Here is a 22,032-nt window from a genome sequence, read left to right as displayed (position 1 = left end):
GCACTGACCGGCGGCGCTGCCGTCACTGCTCGAGCGGCACGCGCCGGATCAGTCCGTCGCGCGCGTCCGCGGCCTCCACCTCGTGCCGGGTGACGCCGAGGATGTACAGCACGGCATCCAGGTAGGGATGCGACAGTGCGGTGTCGGCGATCTCGCGCAGCGCGGGCTTGGCATTGAACGCCACGCCGAGCCCGGCCGCGTTGAGCATGTCGATGTCGTTGGCGCCGTCGCCGACCGCGACGGTCTGCTCCATCGGCACGCCCGCCTCGGCCGCGAACTTACGCAGCGCAGTGGCCTTGGCCGCGCGGTCGACGATCTCGCCGACCACCCGCCCGGTCAGCTTGCCGCCCTTGATCTCCAAGGTGTTCGCCTGCACGAAGTCCAGCTCGAGTTCGTGCGCCAGCGGCTCGATCACCTGACGGAAGCCACCCGAGACCACACCGCAGCGGAAGCCGAGCCTGCGCAGCGTGCGAATCGTGGTGCGCGCGCCGGGGGTCAGCTCGATCTGGTCGGCCACCTCCTCGATCACCGACTCGTCCAGGCCCTCGAGCGTCGCGACCCGCTGGCGCAGCGATTCGCCGAAGTCGATCTCGCCCCGCATGGCGGATTCGGTGACCTTGCGGACCTCCTCCTCCACGCCCGCGTGCGCGGCGAGCATCTCGATCACCTCACCCTGGATGAGCGTCGAGTCGACGTCGAACACGATGAGCCGCTTGGCGCGGCGGGCCAGCCCGGCCCGTTCCACCGCGATGTCCACCTGCTCGGCGACCGCGACCTCGGCCAGCGCCGTGCGCAGCCGCGAGTCGGTGTCGGCCCCGGTGTCGGTCGCGGAGACCAGCAGCTCCATCCCGGTGACCGGGTAGTCCGCGATGCCGCGAATGGTGTCGATGTTGGCGCCGAGCGTGGCCAGCTGCCGCGACACCGCGCTGAACGCGTGCGCGGTCACCGGGGCGCCGAGAATGACCACCGCGTGGGTGGACATGGGCTCGCGGCCGATGGCCGCGCCGACCTCCACGTCGACGTGCACGCCGACGGTGTTCATCGCCTCTTCGAGCTCGTCCTGCAACGACTCCGGGTCACCTGGGCAGGTGACCAGCACGCCCAGGGTCAGCCGCCCCCGGATGACGACCTGCTCGACATCCAGCAGGCTCACGTGGTGCCGCGACATCGCCGCGAGCAGCACGGACGTCACACCGGGACGGTCGGGTCCGGTGACGGTGACGAGAACGGTGGTGTCGGCCAACTGATCCACTCCAGGTTAGAAGTTGCGCTTGACCTCGTTGTCACGTCGCTCCGGTACTGCACAAACGAGTGTGCACCCGCCGTTGACCAGCAGGTGCACACTCGTCGTCGTTACTAAGTCCTACTTGGTGGCTACGGCGTTCTCGTGAACGTCCGTGGCGTGCTTACCCGAGCCCCAGCCGACGTGCGCCTCGGCGCGCATCCGCTCGACCATGTGCGGGTAGTGCAGCTCGAACGCCGGCCGCTCGGACCGGATCCGCGGCAGCTCGTAGAAGTTGTGCCGCGGCGGCGGGCAGGTGGTGGCCCATTCGAGCGAGTTGCCGTAGCCCCACGGGTCGTCCACGGTGACGACCTCGCCGTAGCGGAAGCTCTTGAAGACGTTCCAGATGAACGGCAGCATCGAGGCGCCGAGGATGAACGCGCCGATGGTGGAGATCGTGTTCAGCGTGGTGAAGCCGTCGCTGGGCAGGTAGTCGGCGTAGCGCCGCGGCATGCCCTCGGCGCCCAGCCAGTGCTGCACCAGGAACGTGGTGTGGAAGCCGACGAACGTGGTCCAGAAGTGCCACTTGCCCAGGCGCTCGTCCATCATCCGGCCGGTGATCTTCGGGAACCAGAAGTAGATGCCGGCGAAGGTGGCGAACACGATGGTGCCGAAGAGCACGTAGTGGAAGTGCGCGACGACGAAGTACGAGTCGGTGACGTGGAAGTCCAGCGGCGGGCTGGCCAGGATGACACCCGACAGACCACCGAAGAGGAAGGTCACCAGGAAGCCGATCGACCACAGCATCGGCGTCTCGAAGGTCAACTGCCCGCGCCACATGGTGCCGATCCAGTTGAAGAACTTCACACCCGTCGGCACGGCGATCAGGAACGTCATGAACGAGAAGTACGGCAGCAGCACGGCGCCGGTGGCGTACATGTGGTGCGCCCACACCGCGATGGACAGCGCGGCGATGCCGAGCGTCGCGTAGACCAGCGTGGTGTAACCGAAGATCGGCTTACGCGAGAACACCGGGAAGATCTCGGACACGATGCCGAAGAACGGCAGCGCGATGATGTACACCTCGGGGTGGCCGAAGAACCAGAACAGGTGCTGGTAGAGCAGGACGCCGCCGGTGGCCGGGTCGTAGATGTGGCCGCCGAGATGACGGTCGTAGGCCAGGCCGAACAGCGCGGCGGTCAGCAGCGGGAAGGCAAGCAGGACAAGCACGCTGGTGACGGCGATGTTCCAGGTGAAGATCGGCAACCGGAACATGGTCATGCCGGGGGCACGCAGGCACACCACGGTGGTCAGCATGTTGACGCCACCGAGGATGGTGCCGAGACCGGACACGGCCAGACCCAGGATCCAGAGGTCGGCGCCGACGCCCGGCGAGTGCAGGATGTCGGTCAGCGGGGTGTAGGCGGTCCAGCCGAAGTCGGCGGCGCCACCCGGGGTGATGAAGCCCGCGGTCGCCATCGTGCCGCCGAACAGGTACAGCCAGTAGCTGAACGCGTTCAGGCGCGGGAAGGCGACGTCGGGGGCGCCGATCTGCAACGGCAGCACGATGTTCGCGAACCCGAACACGATCGCGGTCGCGTAGAACAGCAGCATGATCGTGCCGTGCATGGTGAACAGCTGGTTGAACTGCTCGGGCGAGAGGAACTGCAGGCCGGGACGGGCCAGCTCGGCGCGCATCATCAGCGCCATCAGACCGCCGACGAGGAAGAAGCTCATCGCGGTCACCAAGTACATGACCCCGAGCACCTTGGGGTCGGTGGTGGTGACCATCTTGTAGAGATACGAACCCTTCGGCCCGGTCCGTGCCGGATACGGCCGAGTCGCTTCCAACTGCTGGACTGGCTGGGGCTCTACCGCAGTCACTGATCCTCCTGAAGGTGCCTTTAGGTTCGCTCCGCAGGCTCCGCTGCTTGCATCCATCCCCGTGTCGGAACAGACGACAGTTCGCTTGCGCTTCTGGAATCGTAAACCGTGCTGCCGCAGCAATCCGCACGGGTCCTACTCTGTGTCGTATTTCGTTGGTGACGACGGACCGACGGCAGCGATGAGTTTCGTTCGCGGCAGGCGTCTATATCGGTGACCAGTGTTCCACCCCTGTCCAGGAGACCAGCGATGACCGACCAGAACCAGCCCAAGCCCGGCGATCCCTGTTGGATCGACCTCTACACCTCCGACGTCGACCGCAGCATCGCCTTCTACGGCGAGCTGTTCGGCTGGACCGCCGAGCGCGCCGAGGAGTTCGGCGGCTACGTCACCTTCCGTCAGGACGGTCTCGCGGTCGCTGGAGCCATGGGGCACACCGAAGGTGACGCCGACGCGCGCGAGCAGTGGACCATCTACCTCGCCAGCACGGATATCCAGGCGACCACGGACCAGGCGGTCGCCAAGGGCGGCAACGTGGTGGTGCCGCCGATGCCGGTCGGCGAGCTGGGCAGCATGGCCGTACTCGGCGACGCGGGCGGGGTGGGCGTCGGCGTCTGGCAGGCGGGCACGTTCCGCGGCATCGAGACCAACGCGCTGGTCACCGGCGGGAAATGGGGCGATCACGAGGGTGTGCCGTCCTGGTTCGAGCTGCACACCCGCGCCTACGACACCGCGCTGGGCTTCTACCGCGACGTCTTCGGCTGGCAGGACCCGTTCACCATCTCCGACGCCGACGAGTTCCGCTACACCACTATTCATTCCGACAGCCCGATGCTGGGTGGCGTCATCGATGCGTCGACGTTCCTGCCCGCGGGCGTGCCGGGCGCCTGGACCGTGTACTTCGGCGCGAACGATGTGGACAAGACGGTCGCCAAGGTCGTCGAGCTGGGCGGCTCGGTCGTCCGGCCGGCCGAGGACAGCGAATTCGGCAGGCTGGCGACCGTCACCGATGTCACCGGTGCCGAGTTCCGGATCGGCGGGGACAAGGCCTGATCCCGCGGCCGCGCGGAATTCGCTGTCCGGCAGTGGCATTCCGCGCGGCCGGGATCGCCGGCCCGGGTGCGACGTGGGATACGGCACGCGGCGGCACTGACCTGTCCCGCTCCGCCGCCGCGCACGCATGTACCCTCACCCGCATGCCGCTGAGCGCCTTCGTTCGCACCCGAAACCGCACAGCTTCACCCCGATCCGGCACCGCCCGCGTGGCGCGCCGGACGGTCGCCGTCGCCGCGTTGTGCGCGACCGTCGTCGCGGCGGGCTGCTCCAGCAAGCCCGACGACGCGAGCAGCATCGTGCGCACCACCACGAACATCGCCGGCGCGGGCGTCATCGGGCTCGAGCGCGACACCACCAAGGCCTGCGCCCTGCCGAGCGCGCCCGATCCGTCCAGCGGGAGCACCCGCACGGTCACCCACGCGGCCGGCGTCTCCGAGGTGCCCGCCGACCCGCAGCGCATCGTCGTGCTCACCACCTCCGCGCTGGACGCGGTGTGCGCGGTCGGCCTGTGGGAACGCGTCGTCGGTGCGGTCACCCTCGACGGACCGGACCAGCAGCCCGCCTACCTCGGCACCGGCGTGCTGAAGATCCCCGGCGTCGGCACCGCCGCCCAGCCGAATCCGGCGCTGATCGCCGACCTGCACCCCGATCTCATCCTCGGCGATATCCCCACCGCCACAACGAGTTACGACGCACTGCGGGCGATCGCGCCCACCGTGCTGGTCGGCGCGAACAACAGCTGGCAGGCCGAATTCACCGCGCTCGCAGCGGGATTGGGCCGCAAGACGGCGGCGGACACCGCGCTGGAGAACTACCGCACCGAGGCGACCGACATCGGCAACGCGATCTCGGCCAACCAGACCCAGGCCTCGCTGCTGCGATTCACCGCCGATACCAACGAGGTTCAAGGCAACAACAGCTTCGCGGGGCAGGTCGTCGGCGACGTGGGTGTACAGCGGCCGACCGCGCAGCGCGGCCCGTCGTTCACGGTCGAACCGGATCAGTTCGCCACCAAGGTGGAGGGCGATCTGATCTACGTGATCCTGGCCGGCGAAGCGGGCAAGGAACACGGCGAGAAGGTCATGCGCACCGATGACTTCAAGGACCTCGGCGCCGCGACCGACAAACGCGTCTTCGCCGTCGAGGACACCGTCTGGCACGGCAACGGCCTCGTCGCCGCCCGCGCGCTGCTCACCGATCTCAACGGCACGCTCAACGGGTTCGTCACCGATTAACTAGCTCCGGGGTACCCCCTGGGGTGAAATTTCCCCACCCTGGGAGGTACCACCACCAGCGCTTGGGTTGCTGTCGAAGTTCCCCCTCGTAGACGAGATTTAGAGGTACGCAAGAGAACCTCTTCACCGAGACTTCGAGGGACAACCACCATGCACACGCTGACCGATACGCTCGCCGACAACATCCGCCACCTGCCGCTCGCGCGGCCCGTCGCCGAGGTCGATCCGAACGCGGTCGTGGTTTCCACCGCCGACTGTGCCCTCACCTACGCCGAGCTGGATCGCTGGTCGAACCGGATGGCCCGGCTGCTCCTCGGTCTCGGCGCGAACGGCAGCACCCGGGTCGCGATCGCCATCGACGACGAGATCGAGTCCGTCGTCGCCGAGCGAGCCATCGTCAAGCTCGGCGGCATGCCTGTCCCGGCCGCCGCGGACGGCACGTTCATGCTGGGCACCACCCTCGGCGTGACCACCAAGGCACTGCGCGGCGAGCTCACCGACGCCATTTCCTGGCTGGTGCTCGACGACCGCTCGACCCTGCAGCGCTACCTCGCCGGCTCCGACGCACCGCTCACCGCCGCCGATCAGCTGCGCCAGACGGCCTGACCCGAGGCGCGTCCGACAAGGTTCGGGCGCGCCCGGCGGCATGTTTGCCCAACATCTCGGCAAACGCCATCGGTGCACACGTCATCGGTTCAGAATGAATCTTGTCGCGAGCTGTGCGGCAGGGTACTACCACTACCGCGGTGGCTGGCGGCGGTCACTCCGCGGCAGCTGCGGGCGGTAAGAACGTAGGACTATTCATGCAACAGCCTCTCCCCTCGCCCCTCGAGACCGGCGGAGCTCTGCCCGAAGGCGCCTTCGCGCTGTCGGCGGCCCAGCGCGGCATCTGGTTCGCCCAGCACATCGCCGGCGACACCCCGATCTCCATCGCCCAGTACGTCGAGTTGAGCGGTCCGATCGACCTCGACCTGCTCGCCGACGCCGCGCGGCAGGCGGGCCGCGAGTTCGGCACCGGATATCTGCGCCTGCTCGAGGTCGACGGCCAGCCGTATCAGTTCGTCGACACCACCCTCGACGACAGCCTGCTCACCCTGGACCTGCGCGGCGAACGCGACCCGGAGGCCGCCGCGCGCGCGTGGATGCGCGCGGAATACGACGCGCCGCTCGAACTGACCAGGGATCGGCTGGTGCGCGTCGCGATGCTGCAACTCGCCGACGACCGCTGGTACTGGTATTCGCGGATTCACCACATCGTGCTCGACGGCATGGGCGCGCTGACCGTGGTGCAGCGCACCGGAGAGCTGTACAACGCGGCGGTCGAGGGCAAGCAGCCGCCCGCCGCCAAGGCGGAGGATCTGCGCAAGATCGTCGAGGCGGATCTCGCGTATCGCAATTCGGATCGTTTCGGGGCCGATCGGGAACACTGGCTCGAGCATCTCGACGGGATGGCGGACCCGGTCAGTCTGGCCGGTCGCACCGCCGAGGTCGACGCGCATCCGAGCCGGGTCGCGGGTGCGTTGCCGCCGGAGACCACGGAGCTGCTCGACTCGGTCGCGAAGGCGGCGTCCTCGGGCGTCGCGCCGACGGTGGTCGCGGCGTTCGGGGCGTATCTCGCCGCGATGACGGGTGCGCCGGAAGTTGTGCTGAGCCTGCCTGTTTCGGCGCGGACCACGGCGATCCTGCGTCGTTCCGGTGGGATGATCGCCAATGTCGTGCCGCTGCGGCTGCGGTTGACGCCGAGCACGACGGTCGGCGACGTGATCCGGGCGGCGCAGGGCGAGCTGACCGGTGCGTTGCGGCGGCAGCGGTATCGCCAGGAGGACATCTTCCGCGATCTCGGCTGGCCGATGGACGAGGCGGCGTCGTTCGGGCCCTCGGTGAATCTGATGATGGTGGACACCAGGATTCAGCTCGGTGCGGTGACCGGGCGGCTGCATGTGCTCACCTCCGGGTTGATCGATGATCTGTTCGTCAATGTGTATCCAGGGGTCGGTGGCGAGAGCACCCACATCGACTTCCAGGGCAACGGAAACCTGTACAGCGACGCCGAATTGGCGGCGCAGCACCGCCGGTTCCTGTCGTTCCTGCATGCGTTCCTCGCGGCCGGGACGGAGGCGGCGCTGTCGACGGTGCCGGTGGTGTCCGAGGCCGAGCAGGCCGAGCTGGTGCCCGCCCGTGGGCCTGCGGGGGTCACGCCCCGTACCCTGCCCGAAATCCTCGCCGCCGGTGCGGCACTCGATTCCGGCGCGGTGGCGATCCGGGCCGGAGCGGCCTCGTTCACCTACCAGCAGGTCGACGAGCAAACGAACCGCCTGGCAAGGGTGCTGATCGCGGCCGGCGCCGGACCTGAACGCACCGTGGCCATTTCGATTCCGCGCTCGGCCGAGTCGGTGCTCGCGATGATCGCGGTGGCCAAGACCGGTGCGGCGTTCGTGCCGATCGATCCGACCTATCCCGCCGACCGGATCGAGCACATGGTCGGGGACAGCGGTGTGGTCGCGGGCGTGACCGACGCGGCGGCGCGGAAGTCGTTGCCGGATCGGGTGAACTGGCTGATCCTCGATGACGAGGAGACCGCGCGCAGCGTGCACGAGCAGGACGCGGCGGCGGTCACCGTTGCCGCGACGCACCTCGATCAGGTCGCGTACATCATCTACACGTCGGGTTCGACCGGACTGCCGAAGGGCGTGCTGGTTTCGCATCGCGGGCTGGCGAACCTGGCGACCGGCTCTGCCGCCGGATTCGGCGTGACCGCCGATTCCGTTGTCGCGCATGCGGTATCGCCGAGCTTCGACATCTCCGTCGAGGAGATCCTGGTGACCCTGGCCAGTGGCGCCACACTCGCCGTCGTGCCTCCCTCGGCCTATGCGGGCGAGGAGATGGCGGAGGTGCTGCGCGCCCATCGCGTCACCCATCTCAATGTCACTCCGACCGTGGTGAGTTCGCTCGATCCGGCGACGTTGCCGGACCTGCGCACGGTGATCGTCGGCGGCGACGCGTGCCCGCCCGAGTTGGTGGCCAAGTGGTCCGGCCGCACCCTGTTGAACGGCTACGGGCCCACCGAAACCACGGTGACCGTGACGTTGAGCCAGGCGCTCGTGCCTGCCGCGCCGGTCACCATCGGCAGCCTTGTCCGTGGTGTCTCCGCGGTCGTGCTCGACCCGTGGTTGCGTCCCGTGCCGCCCGGCACGATCGGTGAGTTGTATCTCGCGGGCGCCGGGCTCGCGCGCGGTTACCACCAGCGCAACGGGCTCACCGCGGGTCGTTTCGTCGCCAACCCGTTCGAGGCCGGCGCGCGGATGTACCGCACCGGCGATCTGGTGCGCTGGAGTACGCCCGGTGGCCGGCTCGAGCTGGAGTACCAGGGGCGCAGCGACTTCCAGGTGAAGGTTCGTGGCTTCCGGATCGAGCTGGGCGAGATCGATGCCGCGCTGCAACGGCAGCCGGACATCGACTTCGCGATCACCCTTGGTGCGGAGACCGCTGCGGGCGCCACCGCATTGGTGTCGTACGTACTACCGAAGCCTGGCGCCGAGGTTCACCCCGAAGCGCTGAAAGCCGCTGCCGGGGAGACGCTTCCGGCGTACATGGTGCCGTCCGTCGTCATGGTGCTGGACCATATCCCGCTCACCCCGCTCGGCAAGGTGGACCGTAAGGCGTTGCCCGCACCGGATTTCGGCGCACGGACGATCGTCAGCCGAGCGCCGTCCACGCCGCGCGAGGAAGCCCTTGCGGCGCTCTTCGCCGAGGTGCTCGGGCTGGAGACGGTCGGGGTCGACGAGAGCTTCTTCGCGCTCGGCGGGGACAGCATCGTGTCCATTCAGCTGGTGTCGCGGGCGAAGGCCGCCGGCATCGGGCTCAGCGCGCGGGATGTGTTCGAGCGCAAGACCGTGGCCGCGCTGGCCGCCGTCGCCACCGAGGTGCGGGCACAGGTGGTGCACGAATTGCCCGGCGGTGGGGTCGGCGCGGTCGAGCTCACGCCGATCGTGCACGCCATGCTGGATCAGGGTGACAGCTGGCCGCGGTTCAGTCAGGCGGTGCTGGTCGGCCTGCCCGTCGGCTTCGGGCGAGGGCAGCTCGTCGCGGCGGTGCAGGCGTTGCTCGACCATCATGATCTGCTGCGTTCGGCGCTGCGGCGCGGTGCCGACGGCTGGGAATGGACGGTCGCCGAGCGCGGCGCCATCGACGCCGAATCGTTGGTGGAGGCCGTCGCTGCGGGCACGGACAGCGAACAGACGCGGGAGCGCGAATTGCAGCGTGCCGCAGACCTGCTCGACCCGGCGGCCGGGGTGGTCGCGCGGTTCGTGCTCATCGAGGAAGCCGAGCCCGTCCTGTGGCTGGTGCTGCATCACCTGGTGACCGACGGTGTTTCGTGGCGCATCCTGCTGCCGGACCTGGCCACCGCGGCGATGGGTGGCACGCTCGCTCCGGTCGGGACTTCGTTCCGGCGCTGGGCGCACGGACAGGCTGAGCAGGCGAGTCTCCGCACTGCCGAACTACCGCTCTGGCAAGGGATCCTGGCGACGCCCGATCCGGCGCTCGGCACCGAGCTGCCCGATCCGGCCGTCGATGTCATCGCGACCATGGCCCAGCACCAGACGGTCATCGATCCGGCGATCGCGGAGACCGTGCTCAGTACTGCGCCCGACCGATTCCATTGCGGCGCAGACGACGTGCTGCTCGCGGCGCTCGCGCTGGCGGTCGGCCGGTGGCGCGGACGGACCGCGACGCTGTTCACCCTCGAAGGTCACGGACGCGCGGAAGAGATCCTGCCCGGTGCCGATGTCGCGCGGACCGTGGGCTGGTTCACCAGCGTGTATCCGGTGGCGGTCGACCTGGCCGAGATCGATCTCGGCGACGCGTTCGCCGGTGGCCCCGCGGCGGGCACCGCCATCAAGGCCACGAAGGAACAGCTGCGGACGGTGCCGGACAAGGGCATCGGCTTCGGCATGCTGCGGTATCTCGACGCCGAATCCGCTGCGGCACTGGCCGATAGCCCGATTCCCCAGATCAGCTTCAACTACCTGGGACGCGCGAACACCGGCGCGGAGACGGGCCCCTGGCTGCCGCAACGCTTTGCGGCGACGCAGCACGATCAGGCGCCGCTGGCGGCGGTCGTCGACATCAATGCCGTGCTCACCGATGCGGGCCTGGAAGTCACCTGGGCCTACGCGGGGCGGCTGCTCGACGCGGACGACGTCGCCCAGCTCGCCGAACTCTGGACCGAGGCGCTGCGCGCCCTCGCCGGTCACGCGGCATCCGCGGGCGCGGGCGGGCGCACACCGTCCGACTTCGATCTCGTCCCGGTGACTCAGCAGCAAATCGACACCTGGGAACGCGGCTACCCGAATCTCGCCGATGTGTGGCCGCTTTCGCCGCTGCAGTACGGCCTGCTCTTCCACGCGCTGTACGACTCCGACACGGCCGACGGGTACACCGTGCAGTCGCTGCTCACCCTGGCGGGCACCGTCGACGCGGACCGGTTGCGCACCGCCGCACAGGCCTTGGTGGCCCGGCACGAGAACCTGCGGGTCGCCTTCGTCGAGACCGACGACGGCCCGCGCCAGCTGGTGCTCGCCGACGCCGAAATCCATTGGCAGGACGTGGATCTGACCGGCATCGCCGATCCCGAAGCGCGGCAACGGGAACTGGACCGGGTGATCGCGCTGGACGCCCGCACCCGGTTCGAACTCACCCGGCCGCCGCTGGTGCGCTTCACCCTGATCCGCACCGCCGCCGACGCCTACCGGTTCGTCCTCACCAATCACCATCTGGTGCTGGACGGCTGGTCGACGCCGCTGCTGGTGCGCGAACTACTCGCGCTCTACGTCACCGCGGGCGACGCGTCCGCGCTGCCGCCCGCGCACTCCTATCGCGAGTTCCTGTCCTGGCTGGACGACCGCGACGACGCCGAATCCATTGCCGCGTGGGCGCAATCGCTGGCCGGGATCGATACGCCTACCCGCGCCGTGCCCACCCTGGCCGGCATCGAGTCGACCGAGACCGGGATGCTGTCCCTCGATCTGTCCGCCGACACCGTAGGCCGGTTGGAATCGACCGCCCGGGAAGCCGGCGCCACGGTCAACACGCTCGTGCAGGCGAGCTGGGCGATGCTGCTGGCCATGCTCACCGGGCGCACCGATGTGGTGTTCGGCGGCACGGTCTCCGGCCGGCCGCCGGAGCTGGCCGGGGTCGAAGAGATGGTCGGGCTGTTCATCAACACCCTGCCGGTGCGGGTGCGGCTCGACCCGGCGGAGAAGGTGGTCGACCTGCTCGCCCGGGTGCAGGCCGAGCAGGCGCGGCTGATGGATCACCAGCACGTCGGGCTGGCCGCGATCCACCAGACAGTCGGACTCGCCGAATTGTTCGACACCCTCACCGTTTTCGAGTCCTATCCGATCGATCGCGAGGCACTCTCCCAGGCCCTGGATATCGCGGGCATGCGGGTGCTCGACGTCGAAGGCACCGATGCGACGCCGTATCCGTTGAACCTCATGGTCATTCCGCTGCGCGGCACCGACGGGCACGACACACTGCGCGTCAGCTTGAAATTCATGGCCGATCAGCTCGATCCCGCTGCGGCGCAACCGCTGCTGGATCGCTTCGTCCGGCTGCTCACCCAGCTCGCGGACAATCCGCGAGCCCTCGTCTCCCAGTTGCAGTACTGCGACGACGCTGAACGTGCTGCGCTGCTGCCGGTGCGGGGACCGGAGTCGCTGCCCGTGCAGACCCTGCCGGAGATCCTGGCCGCCGGTGCGGCGATCGACAGCGACGCCATCGCGGTCAGCGCCGGTGAACTGACCATCTCCTACGGCGAACTCGATGCCTGGTCGAATCGTTTCGCGCGGCTGCTGCTGAGCCGTGGGGTCGGGCGTGAGGTGTTCGTGGTGCTCGCGCTGACCCGGTCGCTGGAATCGGTGGTGGCGGTGTGGGCGCTGGCCAAGTCCGGCGCGGCGTTCGCGCCGCTGGACCCCAACTATCCGGTCGAGCGGATCGAGCACATGCTCACCGACTCGAAGGCGCCCATCGGGGTGACGGTCACCGCGACCGGCGAGACGCTGCCCAGCAGCATCGACTGGCTGCTGCTCGACGACCTCAACACCATCCGCCGGGTGATGACGGTGTCCGCCGACCCGATCACCGACGAGGAACGCGGCGGTCCGATCGACATCGACCAGACGGCGTACCTGATCTACACCTCGGGCTCGACCGGTAAACCGAAGGCGGTGCTGCTCAGTCATCGGGGCATCGCGAATCTGGTTTCCACCCAGCGGGATTCGCTCGATCTGGATCCGACGGCCAGTGCGTTGCAGGTGGCGTCGCCGAGCTTCGACGCCTCGGTCTTCGAGTTGCTGACCGCGCACGGATCCGGCGGCCGGTTGGTGGTCTCGCCGCCGGATGTCTACGGCGGCAGCGAATTGGAACGACTGCTGCGCACCGAACGGGTGACCCACGCGGTGATCACGCCGTCCGCGCTGGCCACCATGGAGCCGAACGATCTCGACCATCTGCGGGTGCTCTCGGTCGCCGGTGAGGCGGCGACGCCCGAGCTGATCGAGCGGTGGTCGGCCGGCCGGCGGATGGTGAATCTGTACGGCCCCACCGAGTTCAGTATCTGGGCCACCGGACCGGCGGAGCTCGTTGCGGGCGAGCCGATCACGATCGGCGGGCCGATCCGCGGCGCGGCGAACATGGTGCTCGACACCTGGTTGCGTCCGGTGCCGGTCGGCGTCGCCGGTGAGCTGTATCTGGCGGGTCCGGCGTTGGCCCGTGGCTACTTCAACCGGTTCGAGATGACGGCGAGCCGATTCGTCGCCGACCCGTTCGGCGAACCCGGCGAGCGGATGTACCGCACCGGCGACATGGTGCGCTGGGTGCTCGGCGACGCCGGCTACGAGCTGGAGTACCTGGGCCGCAGCGACTTCCAGGTCAAGATTCGCGGCCTGCGCATCGAACTCGGCGAGATCGATGCGGTGCTGTCGCGCGACGAGCAGGTCGAGTACGCGGTGACGATCGGCCGGACCGGACCGGCCGGGGCGACCGTGCTGGTGTCCTATGTGCTGCCCGTCGAGGGGGTCGAGCTGGATACCGAGCGGCTGCGCGTGCAGATCGCGGGCGAGCTGCCCGGGTACATGGTGCCGGGGTATCTCGTTGTGCTGGAATCGATTCCACTGACCCCCGTCGGCAAGCTGGACCGCAAAGCCCTTCCGGTGCCGGACTTCTCGGACACCAACCGGCCCTACCTCGCGCCCCGGACCCCGGTGGAGCGGTCGGTGGCCGCGGTGTTCGGCGAGGTGCTCGGCAGCGAGCGGGTGAGCGTCGACCAGTCGTTCTTCGAACTCGGCGGCAATTCGCTCAGCGCGACCAAAGTGGTCGCCCGGGTCAATTCGGCCCTCGGCTCGACCATCGCGCTGCGGGATCTGTTCGACGCGCCCACCGTGGCGCAGCTGTCCGCGCGGGTAGTCCCGGCGACCGACGGCCGGCCCGGCCGCTTCGCGCTGGCGCCGCGGATCCGGCCGGATCGCATTCCGTTGTCGCCTGCGCAGCAGCGCATGTGGGTGATGAACCGGCTCGACCCGGCCTCGCCCGCGTACAACATCGCGGTCGCGCTGCGGTTGACCGGTGAACTCGACGTCGAGGCGATGCGCCTGGCGTTGACCGATGTGGTCGAGCGACACGAAAGCCTGCGCACCATCTACCCGGCCGACGCGGAGGGGCCGCGCCAGGTGATCATGGGCACCGACACGGCCGCGCCCGCACTGCCCGTGGTCGACACCGAAGACGGTGCTGCCCTGCGGGATCGGATCAATGCGTTGGCGGGCAACGGATTCGACATCGCCAAGGAGCCGCCGCTGGGTGTCGGGTTGTTCCGCATCGCGACGGTAAGCGACTCCCCCGCTGTGCACGTTGTCGTGCTGGTCGTGCATCACATCAGCGCGGACGGCGCGTCGATGGCGCCCCTGGCCGCCGACTTGGTCGCCGCGTACTCGGAACGGGCTGCCGGTGCCGAGACGACCAGGGTTCCGCTCACCGTCCAGTACGCCGATTTCGCGCTGTGGCATCGCGAGGTGCTCGGCAGCGAGTCCGATCCGGAATCACTGGCGGCACAGCAGGTTCGGTTCTGGACCGACACGCTCGCCGACGCGCCGGATGTGCTGGAGCTGCCCGCGGACCGGCCGCGCCCGGCGGTGCAGTCGATGCGCAGCGACGATGTCGAGTTCGCCATCGATGCCGAATTGCACAGCGGCCTGGTGGCATTCGCGGCGGCACACAACGTCAGCGTGTTCATGGTCGTGCACGCGGCACTCGCGGTGCTGCTGGCCCGGCTCGGCGGCACCGACGACGTGGTGATCGGTACTCCGGTGGCCGGCCGCGGCGAGCAGGTGCTCGATGAGCTGGTCGGCATGTTCGTCAACACCCTCGCCCTGCGCACACGGGTCGACCCGGACGCCGGATTTCTCGACTTCCTCACCGGGGTCCGTTCGGCCGATCTCGACGCGTTCGCCAATACCGACGTGGCCTTCGAACGGCTGGTGCAGGCGCTGAATCCGACCCGGTCCACCGCGCATCATCCGCTGTTCCAGGTGTCGCTGTCGCTACAGAACTTCATCGAGCCGGTCCTGGAGCTGCCCGGGCTGCGGTTCGAGGTGGAGGACTTCGACCGGCGCGCTTCGCAATTCGATCTGACGCTGGACCTGCGTGAACGTTTCGACGAGTCGGGCCCGGCCGGGCTGGCCGGCGTGCTGACCTACGCGACGGATCTGTTCGACGCGGCCACAGTGGCCTCGTTCGCCGCGCGCTGGCGGCGGGTGCTCGCGGCCGTGCTGGCCGAGCCCGACGCGCGTCTCGCCGATATCGACATCCTCGATGAGCGTGAGCGGTCGGCGCTGGTTCCGGTGCGTGGGTTCGACAGCGTGGGCACGACAACGCTTCCCGAGTTGCTCGCCGCGACGGTCGCCCGGTATCCGAATCATCCGGCCGTGGTGGCCGCCGGTGACACGACGACCTATCGCGAGCTCGACGCGTACGCCAATCGACTGGCTCGGCTCCTGCTCGCGGCGGGGGCGGGGCCGGAAACGGTAGTCGCCCTGGGTCTTCCGCGTTCGGCCGATCTGCTCACCGCCATCTGGGCGGTGGCGAAGATCGGCGCGGCGTTCTTGCCGGTCGATCCCAAGCATCCGATCGAGCGGATCGATCACATGCTCACCGATTCCGGTGCGCGGGTGGGCCTCACGACGGTCGCCTACCGGCCGACGCTGCCGGACAGCACGCAGTGGCTCGCGCTCGACGACCTGAGGTTCGTGGAACGCTGGTCGGCCGCGAGCCCACGTCCACTGCGGGACAAGGAGTTGCCGCGACCGGTCCGGTTGGACAACCCCGCCTGGCTGATCTACACCTCCGGGTCGACCGGCACGCCCAAGGGCGTTTCCGTCTCACATCGGGGCATCGCCGACTTCGTTGCGGCGCAGAGTGATCTGCTCGAGCTCGACGAGTTCTCCCGGGTCTTGCACGTTGCCTCACCGAGTTTCGACGCGTCGATCCTGGAGGCGTTGATGGCGTTCGGGTGGGGCGGCGCTTCGGTCGTCGCGCCGGCCGAGGTCTTCGGTGGCAGCGCGCTCGCCGAGTTGATCGACGCGGAGCGGGTCACGCACGTGATGATCACGCCGTCCGCGCTGGCCACCATCGATCCCGCGGAGGTCTCGGGGGTGCAGGTGCTGGCGGTCGGCGGCGAGGCGGTGGGTGCCGAGCTGATCGAGCGTTGGTGCGGCACCGCCGAGACCGATCAGCACGGCACCATGGTGCGTCGTCGCGGTGCGCGGGGACGACGGATGGTCAACCTGTACGGGCCGACCGAGTTCACCGTCGTGGCAACGGGTTCCGCGCTGCGCCCGGACACGCCGGTTACGCTCGGTCCGCCGATTCGCGGCGCGGCCGCCATGGTGCTCGACGGGCGGTTGCAGCCGGTTCCGGTCGGCGTGGCCGGCGAGCTGTATCTCGCGGGGCATGCGCTGGCCCGTGGTTACCACGCCAGGCCGGGACTGACCGCTGGGCGCTTCATCACGAATCCCTATGGGGCACCGGGCGAACGCATGTACCGCACGGGCGACCTGGTGCGGTGGGTGCAAGGTTCTGCTGGTGCGTTGACGCTGGAATACCTGGGCCGCACCGACTTCCAGGTCAAGGTGCGCGGTCAACGGATCGAGCTGGGTGAGATCGATGCCGTGCTCGGCCGGGTGGACGGTGTCGATTTCGCGCTCACCCTCGGCGTCACCGGTCCCTCCGGATCGACCGCGTTGGCGGCCTACCTGGTGCGGAAGCCGGACGTGGAACTCGATATCGCGCGGGTGCGCGCCGTCGCCGCTGACAGCCTGCCCGGCTATATGGTCCCGTCCGCCTTTGTCGTCCTCGACGAGATCCCGCTGACCGCAGTCGGAAAGCTCGATCGGAAAGCGTTGCCCGCGCCGCAGTTCAGCGCCGAAGAGACCGAGTATCGGGCTCCTCGCACCGCGACGGAAGAAGCCTTGGCGCAGATCGTTGCCGAGCTGCTCGGTCGGGAGCAGGTCGGGGTCGACGATTCGTTCTTCGAGCTGGGCGGCGACAGCATTCTCGCGATCCAGCTGGTGACCAAGGCCAAGCAGCGGGGCATCGGCTGCACGCCGCTACAGGTCTTCGAGCATCGCACGGTGGCCGCCCTTGCCGCCGCGGTGGACGCCGACGGTGCGGTGGCGGCACTGCCCGAGCTGCCCGGTGGCGGGGTCGGCGAGCTGCCGCTCACGCCGTACCTGCGGTACCTGATCGAGCACGGCGGACAGCTGCGTCCGGCGCGGACAGCGGTGCTCGAGCTTCCGGTCGGGATCGAACGGGCACAGCTCGTGGCCACGCTCGCGGCCGCCGTCGACCGGCACGACATGCTGCGCGCACAGCTGACGAACGATGCGCGACTGCTGGTGCGCGAGCCGGGGTCCGTCGATGTCGACGCCTTGGTGCACCGCATCGAGTTCGATGCCGCCGCCGATCCGGTCGATCTGCGCGAATACGTGGTCGCGGAACTGAACTCCGCGTCGAACCGGCTCGATCCGGCGAACGGTGTTGTGCTGCGGTTCATCTGGCTGGATCCGATGGGTGACGCGGGCACGCGGACCAAGGCGGGGCGGCTCATCGTGCTGCTGCATCGCCTGCTGATCGATGACGCGTCCTGGGGCATTCTGCTGCCGGACCTGGTGGCCGCTTGGGCGCAGGTGTCGGTCGGCAATACTCCGGTGCTCGCCGAGACCGGCACATCGATGCGCCGGTGGGCGCACGCGCTGGTCGACGAATCACGCACGGCAGAGCGGGTTTTCGAACTCGGGCATTGGCAGGGTGTGCTCGCCGGTGCGGATCCGCTCGTCGGTTCTCGTGCACTGGACCCCGCGGTCGATCAGGCACGCGCGTTGCGCATTGTGCGGTGCGAGGTGTCGACGGAAGTCACCGCCGCGGTGCTGACCACCTTGCCCACCGAGTTCGCGGGCAATGCCGACGACGTCCTGCTCGCTGCCCTCACCCTGGCACTGTTGCGCTGGCGTGCACGCCGATCCGGCGATCACGGTACAGACGTCATGATCCGCCTCGAAAGTGATGGCAGGCAGGCGATTCCCGGCACCGCACTGGATCGCACGATCGGCTCGTTCGGCGCTGTCTATCCGATGCGACTCGACCTGGACGGCGTCGACCTCGATGCGGCGTTTTCCGGCGGTCCGGCGATGGGTGCGGCGATCCGCGCGGTGAAGCATCAACTGCGGTCGGTGCCGGACAACGGGATCGGGTTCGGGCTGCTGCGCTACCTCAATCCCGATACGGCGGCAGAACTGAGCGCGGGTCTTCCCGGTCAGGTCAGCTTCACCTACCGCGCCCGGAACACCGCGGGTGACGTCCCAGCCGGACTCCACGGCCTGGGTTGGACGCTGACCGACGAGTTCGGCGATCTGTCGGTAATGGAAGAACCCAAGACTCCAGCACTTTCGGCGCTCGAGGTGAACACGGCGGTCGTCGGTGGTCGATTGCGGGCCGACTTCACCTTCCCGAAGACCCTGCTCGACCGCGGCGATGTCGCCGAACTGGCCGGTCTGTGGGTCGATGTGCTCCGCGCGGCAGCGGATTTCGCGGGCACACCGGCGGCAGCCGCCGCAGCGGCCGAGGAAGCCGCGGCGGTCGCGGCCGGCCAGCCGGGGCTGGAGGCCACCCTCGGACTGGACGTGGTGTTGCCCATCCGGTCCGAGGGCGCCGAGCCCGCGCTGTTCTGTATCCACCCGTCCTCCGGAATCTCCTGGAGCTACTTGGGATTCGCGCAGACGCTGCGTCCGGGCCGGCCGATCTACGCCTTGCAGGCACCGGATCTCAGCGGCCGCGAACCGTCCCTGCGCTCGATCGAGGAGTTCGCCGACCGGTATGTGCGCGAGATCCGCGCCATCCAACCGTCCGGGCCGTACCACCTGCTCGGGTGGTCGTTCGGCGGGCTGATCGCGCACGCGATCGCGGCGAGGTTGCAGGCGTCGGGCGATTCCGTCGGCCTTGTCGCACTGCTGGATTCCGACACCGCCGACGTCGACAGCGCTGACGTCGAGCAGCTCACGGCGGGCGCGTTCGTGAACAGCTTCGGCGCGATCTTCGGGATCCACGATGTGCCCGCCGACGCCACCGCGAGCGAGGCGGCCGACCTCATCCGCGACCGGCTCGGCGGCCTGACGGTCGTCGACGCGGACATGATCGAGCGCCTGGCCGAGTCGTACAACGCGGCGGCGCGCTCCCGAGTGGGCTACCAGCGGCCGGTATTCGACGGTGACCTGCTGTATTTCAGTGCCACCGTGGACACTTCCGATGTCGTCGGCCCGGACGGCTGGCGGCCGTACGCGACCGGCGCCGTCGTCAACCACGACGTCGAGGTCACGCACAACGAGCTGACCGCACCGCACGTGCTGCCGATCATCGCGCGCGTACTCGATGAACATTTGAAGGGACAGGCATGAATTCCGAACAGGGCGTTGTCGTCGAGGGGGTCGAGAAATCGTTCGGCGCCGTAAAAGCTTTGCGTGGAGTCGATTTCGTCGCCGCGCCGGGTGAGATCCTCGGCATCCTCGGCCCGAACGGCGCGGGCAAGACCACCATGGTGAACGTCCTGTCGACGCTCATCGCGCCGGACAAGGGGCGGGCGCTGGTCGCCGGGCACGATGTCGTCACCGATCCGGCGGCGGTGCGCAAATCCATCATGCTGACCGGGCAGTACGCCGCGCTCGACGACATGCTCAGCGGCTACGAGAATCTCGTGATGTTCGGCAGGCTGATGGGGTTGCGCAAGCGGGCGGCTCGCGCGCGTGCCGACGAGCTGATCGCCGAGTTCGATCTCGTCGGTGCGGCGGGACGCCGGGTCGGCACCTACTCGGGCGGCATGCGGCGGCGCATCGACATCGCGTGCGGGCTCGTCGTCCGGCCGGACGTGGTGTTCCTCGACGAGCCGACCACCGGGCTGGATCCGCGCAGCAGGCAGGGGGTTTGGGATCTGGTGCGCAGCTTCAAGAAGGCGGGCATCACCACCCTGCTCACCACTCAGTACCTCGAAGAAGCGGACGCGTTGAGCGATCGGATCATCGTCATCGACCACGGAGTGGTGATCGCACAGGGCACCGCGGACGAACTCAAGTCGCGGACCGGCGGCAGCTACTGCGAAGTGGTGCCGCTGGATCTGAAGGACCTGGATGTCATCGCCGCCGCGCTCGGATCGCTGCTGCCGGACGAGAATCGCGCCGCGTTGACACCGGACTCGGACCGCATCACCATTCCCGCGCCGGACGGGGCGAAGACCCTCGCGGAGGCGTTGCGGCGCTTGGACGGGGCAGACGTCGAGCTGGTCGACATCGCGTTGCGGCGGCCGTCGCTCGACGATGTGTTCCTCCAGCTGACCGGGCATCTCGCCTCCACCGACGGTGTCGACGCGAAAGCCGTTGATGTGGAGGTGGTCTCATGACCACGGGTTCCTGGCTGGCCGACGTCAGAGCCACACCGGACCAGGCGCGCCAGTGGTGGGTCCTCACCGCGCGGCTGATCGTGCCCTCGATCAAGACCGGTGAGGTACTCACCTCGCTGCTGGCTCCCGCGACCTTCACGGCGGGCTTCTACATTCCGCTCAAGACCGTGATGACGTTCGCGGGCACCGGATTCAGCAGCTACGCGCAGTTCATGATGCCGCTCGTCGTGTTGCAGGCCGCCGCGTTCACCGCGATCTCGGCGGCGTTCCGTGCGGCCACCGACTCGGTGGCCGGGCTCAATCGGCGATTCGGATCGATGCCCGTCGGTCGGCTCGTGCCGGCGTCGGCGCGCATGTCCGGCAATATCTTCCGGCTCGCGCTATCGCTGTGTTCGGCTATCGCCTGTGGTTATGTCATCGGGTTCCGGTTCTATCTGGATACCGCGCACACCATCGGGTTCCTGCTGTTGTCGATGTTCATCGGCACCGCGCTGACACTCGGCGCGGACGTGATCGGCACGGTGTCGCGGAGTCCGGAGGCGGTCACGCAGGCACTTGTGTTGCCGCCCTTGATCTTCGGCATGCTGTCCGCGGGTCTGGCTCCGGCACATCAGTTTCCGGCCTGGGTTCAGCCGTTCGTACGCAATCAGCCGGTGTCGCAGTTCGTGCTCGCGCTGCGGGCATTGGCGGGCGACACACTCGGCAACGCGGGTCAAGTGACGTGGTCGTTGATGGGGCCGTCGCTCGCCTGGGCCGCCGCCATCCTCGTCGTCTGTGTGCCGCTGACCATTCGTCTGAGTTCGGGGAGGGCGTAATGGCACTGCTGGCCGATCGCACCGACGATGTTCGTACCGTCTCGGAGGTGTCGTCCGCATCGCTGGTGCGGCACACGCTGATTCAAACGCAACGCCTGTTGCTGCGCTGGGTGCGCAACCCGATCACCCTGCTGGAAGCCCTGATCATCCCGTGCCTGCTGCTGATCATGCTGGAAACCGTTGTCGGCGGCCAGATCCGGAAGTTCACCGGCGAGAGCGCGCTCTACGGTTCGGTGCCGATGGTCACCATCACCGGCGCCGTCTCCGGCGCCATCTCCTGCGGGGTGCTGCTCGGCCGCGAACGCGAGGCCGGCCTGCTCGCCCGCTTCTGGGTGCTGCCCGTGCACCGCGCCTCCGGCCTGGCCTCCCGCATCCTCGCCGAGGGCTGCCGCATCTTCGCCGGCACCCTGGCCATCATCCTGGTCGGCTACCTGCTCGGCTTCCGCTTCCACCAGGGCCTGCTCGCCACCCTCCTATTCCTGTCCATCCCGGTGCTTTTCGGCCTGGCCTTCGCCACCGTGGTCACCTCGGTCGCCGTCTTCACCGCCAAAGCCGCCCTGGTAGAAGGCATCACCATCCTCACCTCCCTGATGATGTTCTTCAGCACCGGCTTCGTCCCCCTGGCCGCCTACCCCCAATGGATCCAGCCGGTAGTGCGCAACCAACCCATGTCGGTAGCCGTAGACGCCATGAAAGCCCTCGCCCTGGAAGGCCCCCTCGCCCGCCCCCTCACCCTCACCCTCCTCTGGTCCGTCGGCGCCATCGTCTTCTTCGCCATCCCCGCCACCATCGGCTACCGCCGCGCCAGCCGGAGATAGG

General features: G+C 68.6%; 9 protein-coding genes. 7 read left to right on the top strand and 2 right to left on the bottom strand.

Features of this window, described 5'->3' with window-relative positions; genetic code table 11:
• Positions 1–22 precede the first annotated feature (22 nt).
• Both serB and ctaD read right to left on the bottom strand, forming a co-directional pair.
• On the bottom strand, positions 23–1,243 hold the full coding sequence (gene serB / locus AB0M22_RS02420; RefSeq protein ID WP_364720056.1) for a phosphoserine phosphatase SerB: 1,221 nt from the start codon (positions 1,241–1,243) through the stop codon (positions 23–25).
• Between the two features lie 120 nt (positions 1,244–1,363).
• Complete coding sequence (ctaD, locus tag AB0M22_RS02415; protein WP_364720053.1) at positions 1,364–3,106, bottom strand: cytochrome c oxidase subunit I; 1,743 nt, start codon at positions 3,104–3,106, stop codon at positions 1,364–1,366.
• Positions 3,107–3,355: 249 nt separating this feature from the next.
• Here ctaD and AB0M22_RS02410 point away from each other — a divergent pair, with 249 nt between their 5' ends.
• The 7 genes from AB0M22_RS02410 to AB0M22_RS02380 all read left to right on the top strand — a co-directional run bounded on the left by AB0M22_RS02410 (position 3,356) and on the right by AB0M22_RS02380 (position 22,031).
• The gene (locus tag AB0M22_RS02410) at positions 3,356–4,159 is read left to right on the top strand and encodes a VOC family protein (protein WP_364720050.1); all 804 of its coding nucleotides are present in this window, start codon (positions 3,356–3,358) and stop codon (positions 4,157–4,159) included.
• Between the two features lie 143 nt (positions 4,160–4,302).
• Positions 4,303–5,397: an ABC transporter substrate-binding protein gene (locus tag AB0M22_RS02405; protein WP_364720047.1), complete on the top strand. Its 1,095-nt coding sequence runs from the start codon at positions 4,303–4,305 to the stop codon at positions 5,395–5,397.
• A 150-nt stretch (positions 5,398–5,547) separates the two neighbouring features.
• Entirely contained in the window at positions 5,548–6,003 is a 456-nt protein-coding gene (locus AB0M22_RS02400; RefSeq protein ID WP_364720044.1) for an AMP-binding protein, read from the top strand.
• A 197-nt stretch (positions 6,004–6,200) separates the two neighbouring features.
• Complete coding sequence (locus tag AB0M22_RS02395; protein ID WP_364720041.1) at positions 6,201–19,403, top strand: amino acid adenylation domain-containing protein; 13,203 nt, start codon at positions 6,201–6,203, stop codon at positions 19,401–19,403.
• Entirely contained in the window at positions 19,400–20,398 is a 999-nt protein-coding gene (locus AB0M22_RS02390; RefSeq protein ID WP_364720038.1) for an ATP-binding cassette domain-containing protein, read from the top strand. The genes AB0M22_RS02395 and AB0M22_RS02390 overlap by 4 nt, the downstream gene beginning before the upstream one ends.
• Positions 20,395–21,213, top strand: a complete 819-nt coding sequence (locus tag AB0M22_RS02385) for an antibiotic transporter (RefSeq protein WP_364720035.1) — start codon at positions 20,395–20,397, stop codon at positions 21,211–21,213. Before AB0M22_RS02390 ends, AB0M22_RS02385 begins: the two co-directional genes overlap by 4 nt.
• Positions 21,213–22,031, top strand: coding sequence for an ABC transporter permease (locus tag AB0M22_RS02380; protein ID WP_364720033.1), 819 nt, complete (start codon positions 21,213–21,215; stop codon positions 22,029–22,031). The genes AB0M22_RS02385 and AB0M22_RS02380 overlap by 1 nt, the downstream gene beginning before the upstream one ends.
• Position 22,032 lies beyond the last annotated feature (1 nt).

The sequence above is a fragment of the Nocardia sp. NPDC051756 genome, assembly GCF_040681495.1.
Classification (GTDB): Bacteria; Actinomycetota; Actinomycetes; order Mycobacteriales; family Mycobacteriaceae; genus Nocardia.
The sequence above is the reverse complement of the archived record's forward strand: the minus strand, read 5'-3'. Positions and strand labels throughout refer to the sequence as shown.

Excerpts from the sequence above, each read along its gene's own strand:
- AB0M22_RS02380 (WP_364720033.1), top strand. The coding sequence starts at position 21,213 with ATGGCACTGCTGGCCGATCGCACCGACGATGTTCGTACCGTCTCGGAG.
- AB0M22_RS02410 (WP_364720050.1), top strand. The coding sequence starts at position 3,356 with ATGACCGACCAGAACCAGCCCAAGCCCGGCGATCCCTGTTGGATCGAC.
- AB0M22_RS02405 (WP_364720047.1), top strand. The coding sequence starts at position 4,303 with ATGCCGCTGAGCGCCTTCGTTCGCACCCGAAACCGCACAGCTTCACCC.
- AB0M22_RS02400 (WP_364720044.1), top strand. The coding sequence starts at position 5,548 with ATGCACACGCTGACCGATACGCTCGCCGACAACATCCGCCACCTGCCG.
- AB0M22_RS02395 (WP_364720041.1), top strand. The coding sequence starts at position 6,201 with ATGCAACAGCCTCTCCCCTCGCCCCTCGAGACCGGCGGAGCTCTGCCC.
- AB0M22_RS02385 (WP_364720035.1), top strand. The coding sequence starts at position 20,395 with ATGACCACGGGTTCCTGGCTGGCCGACGTCAGAGCCACACCGGACCAG.
- AB0M22_RS02390 (WP_364720038.1), top strand. The coding sequence starts at position 19,400 with ATGAATTCCGAACAGGGCGTTGTCGTCGAGGGGGTCGAGAAATCGTTC.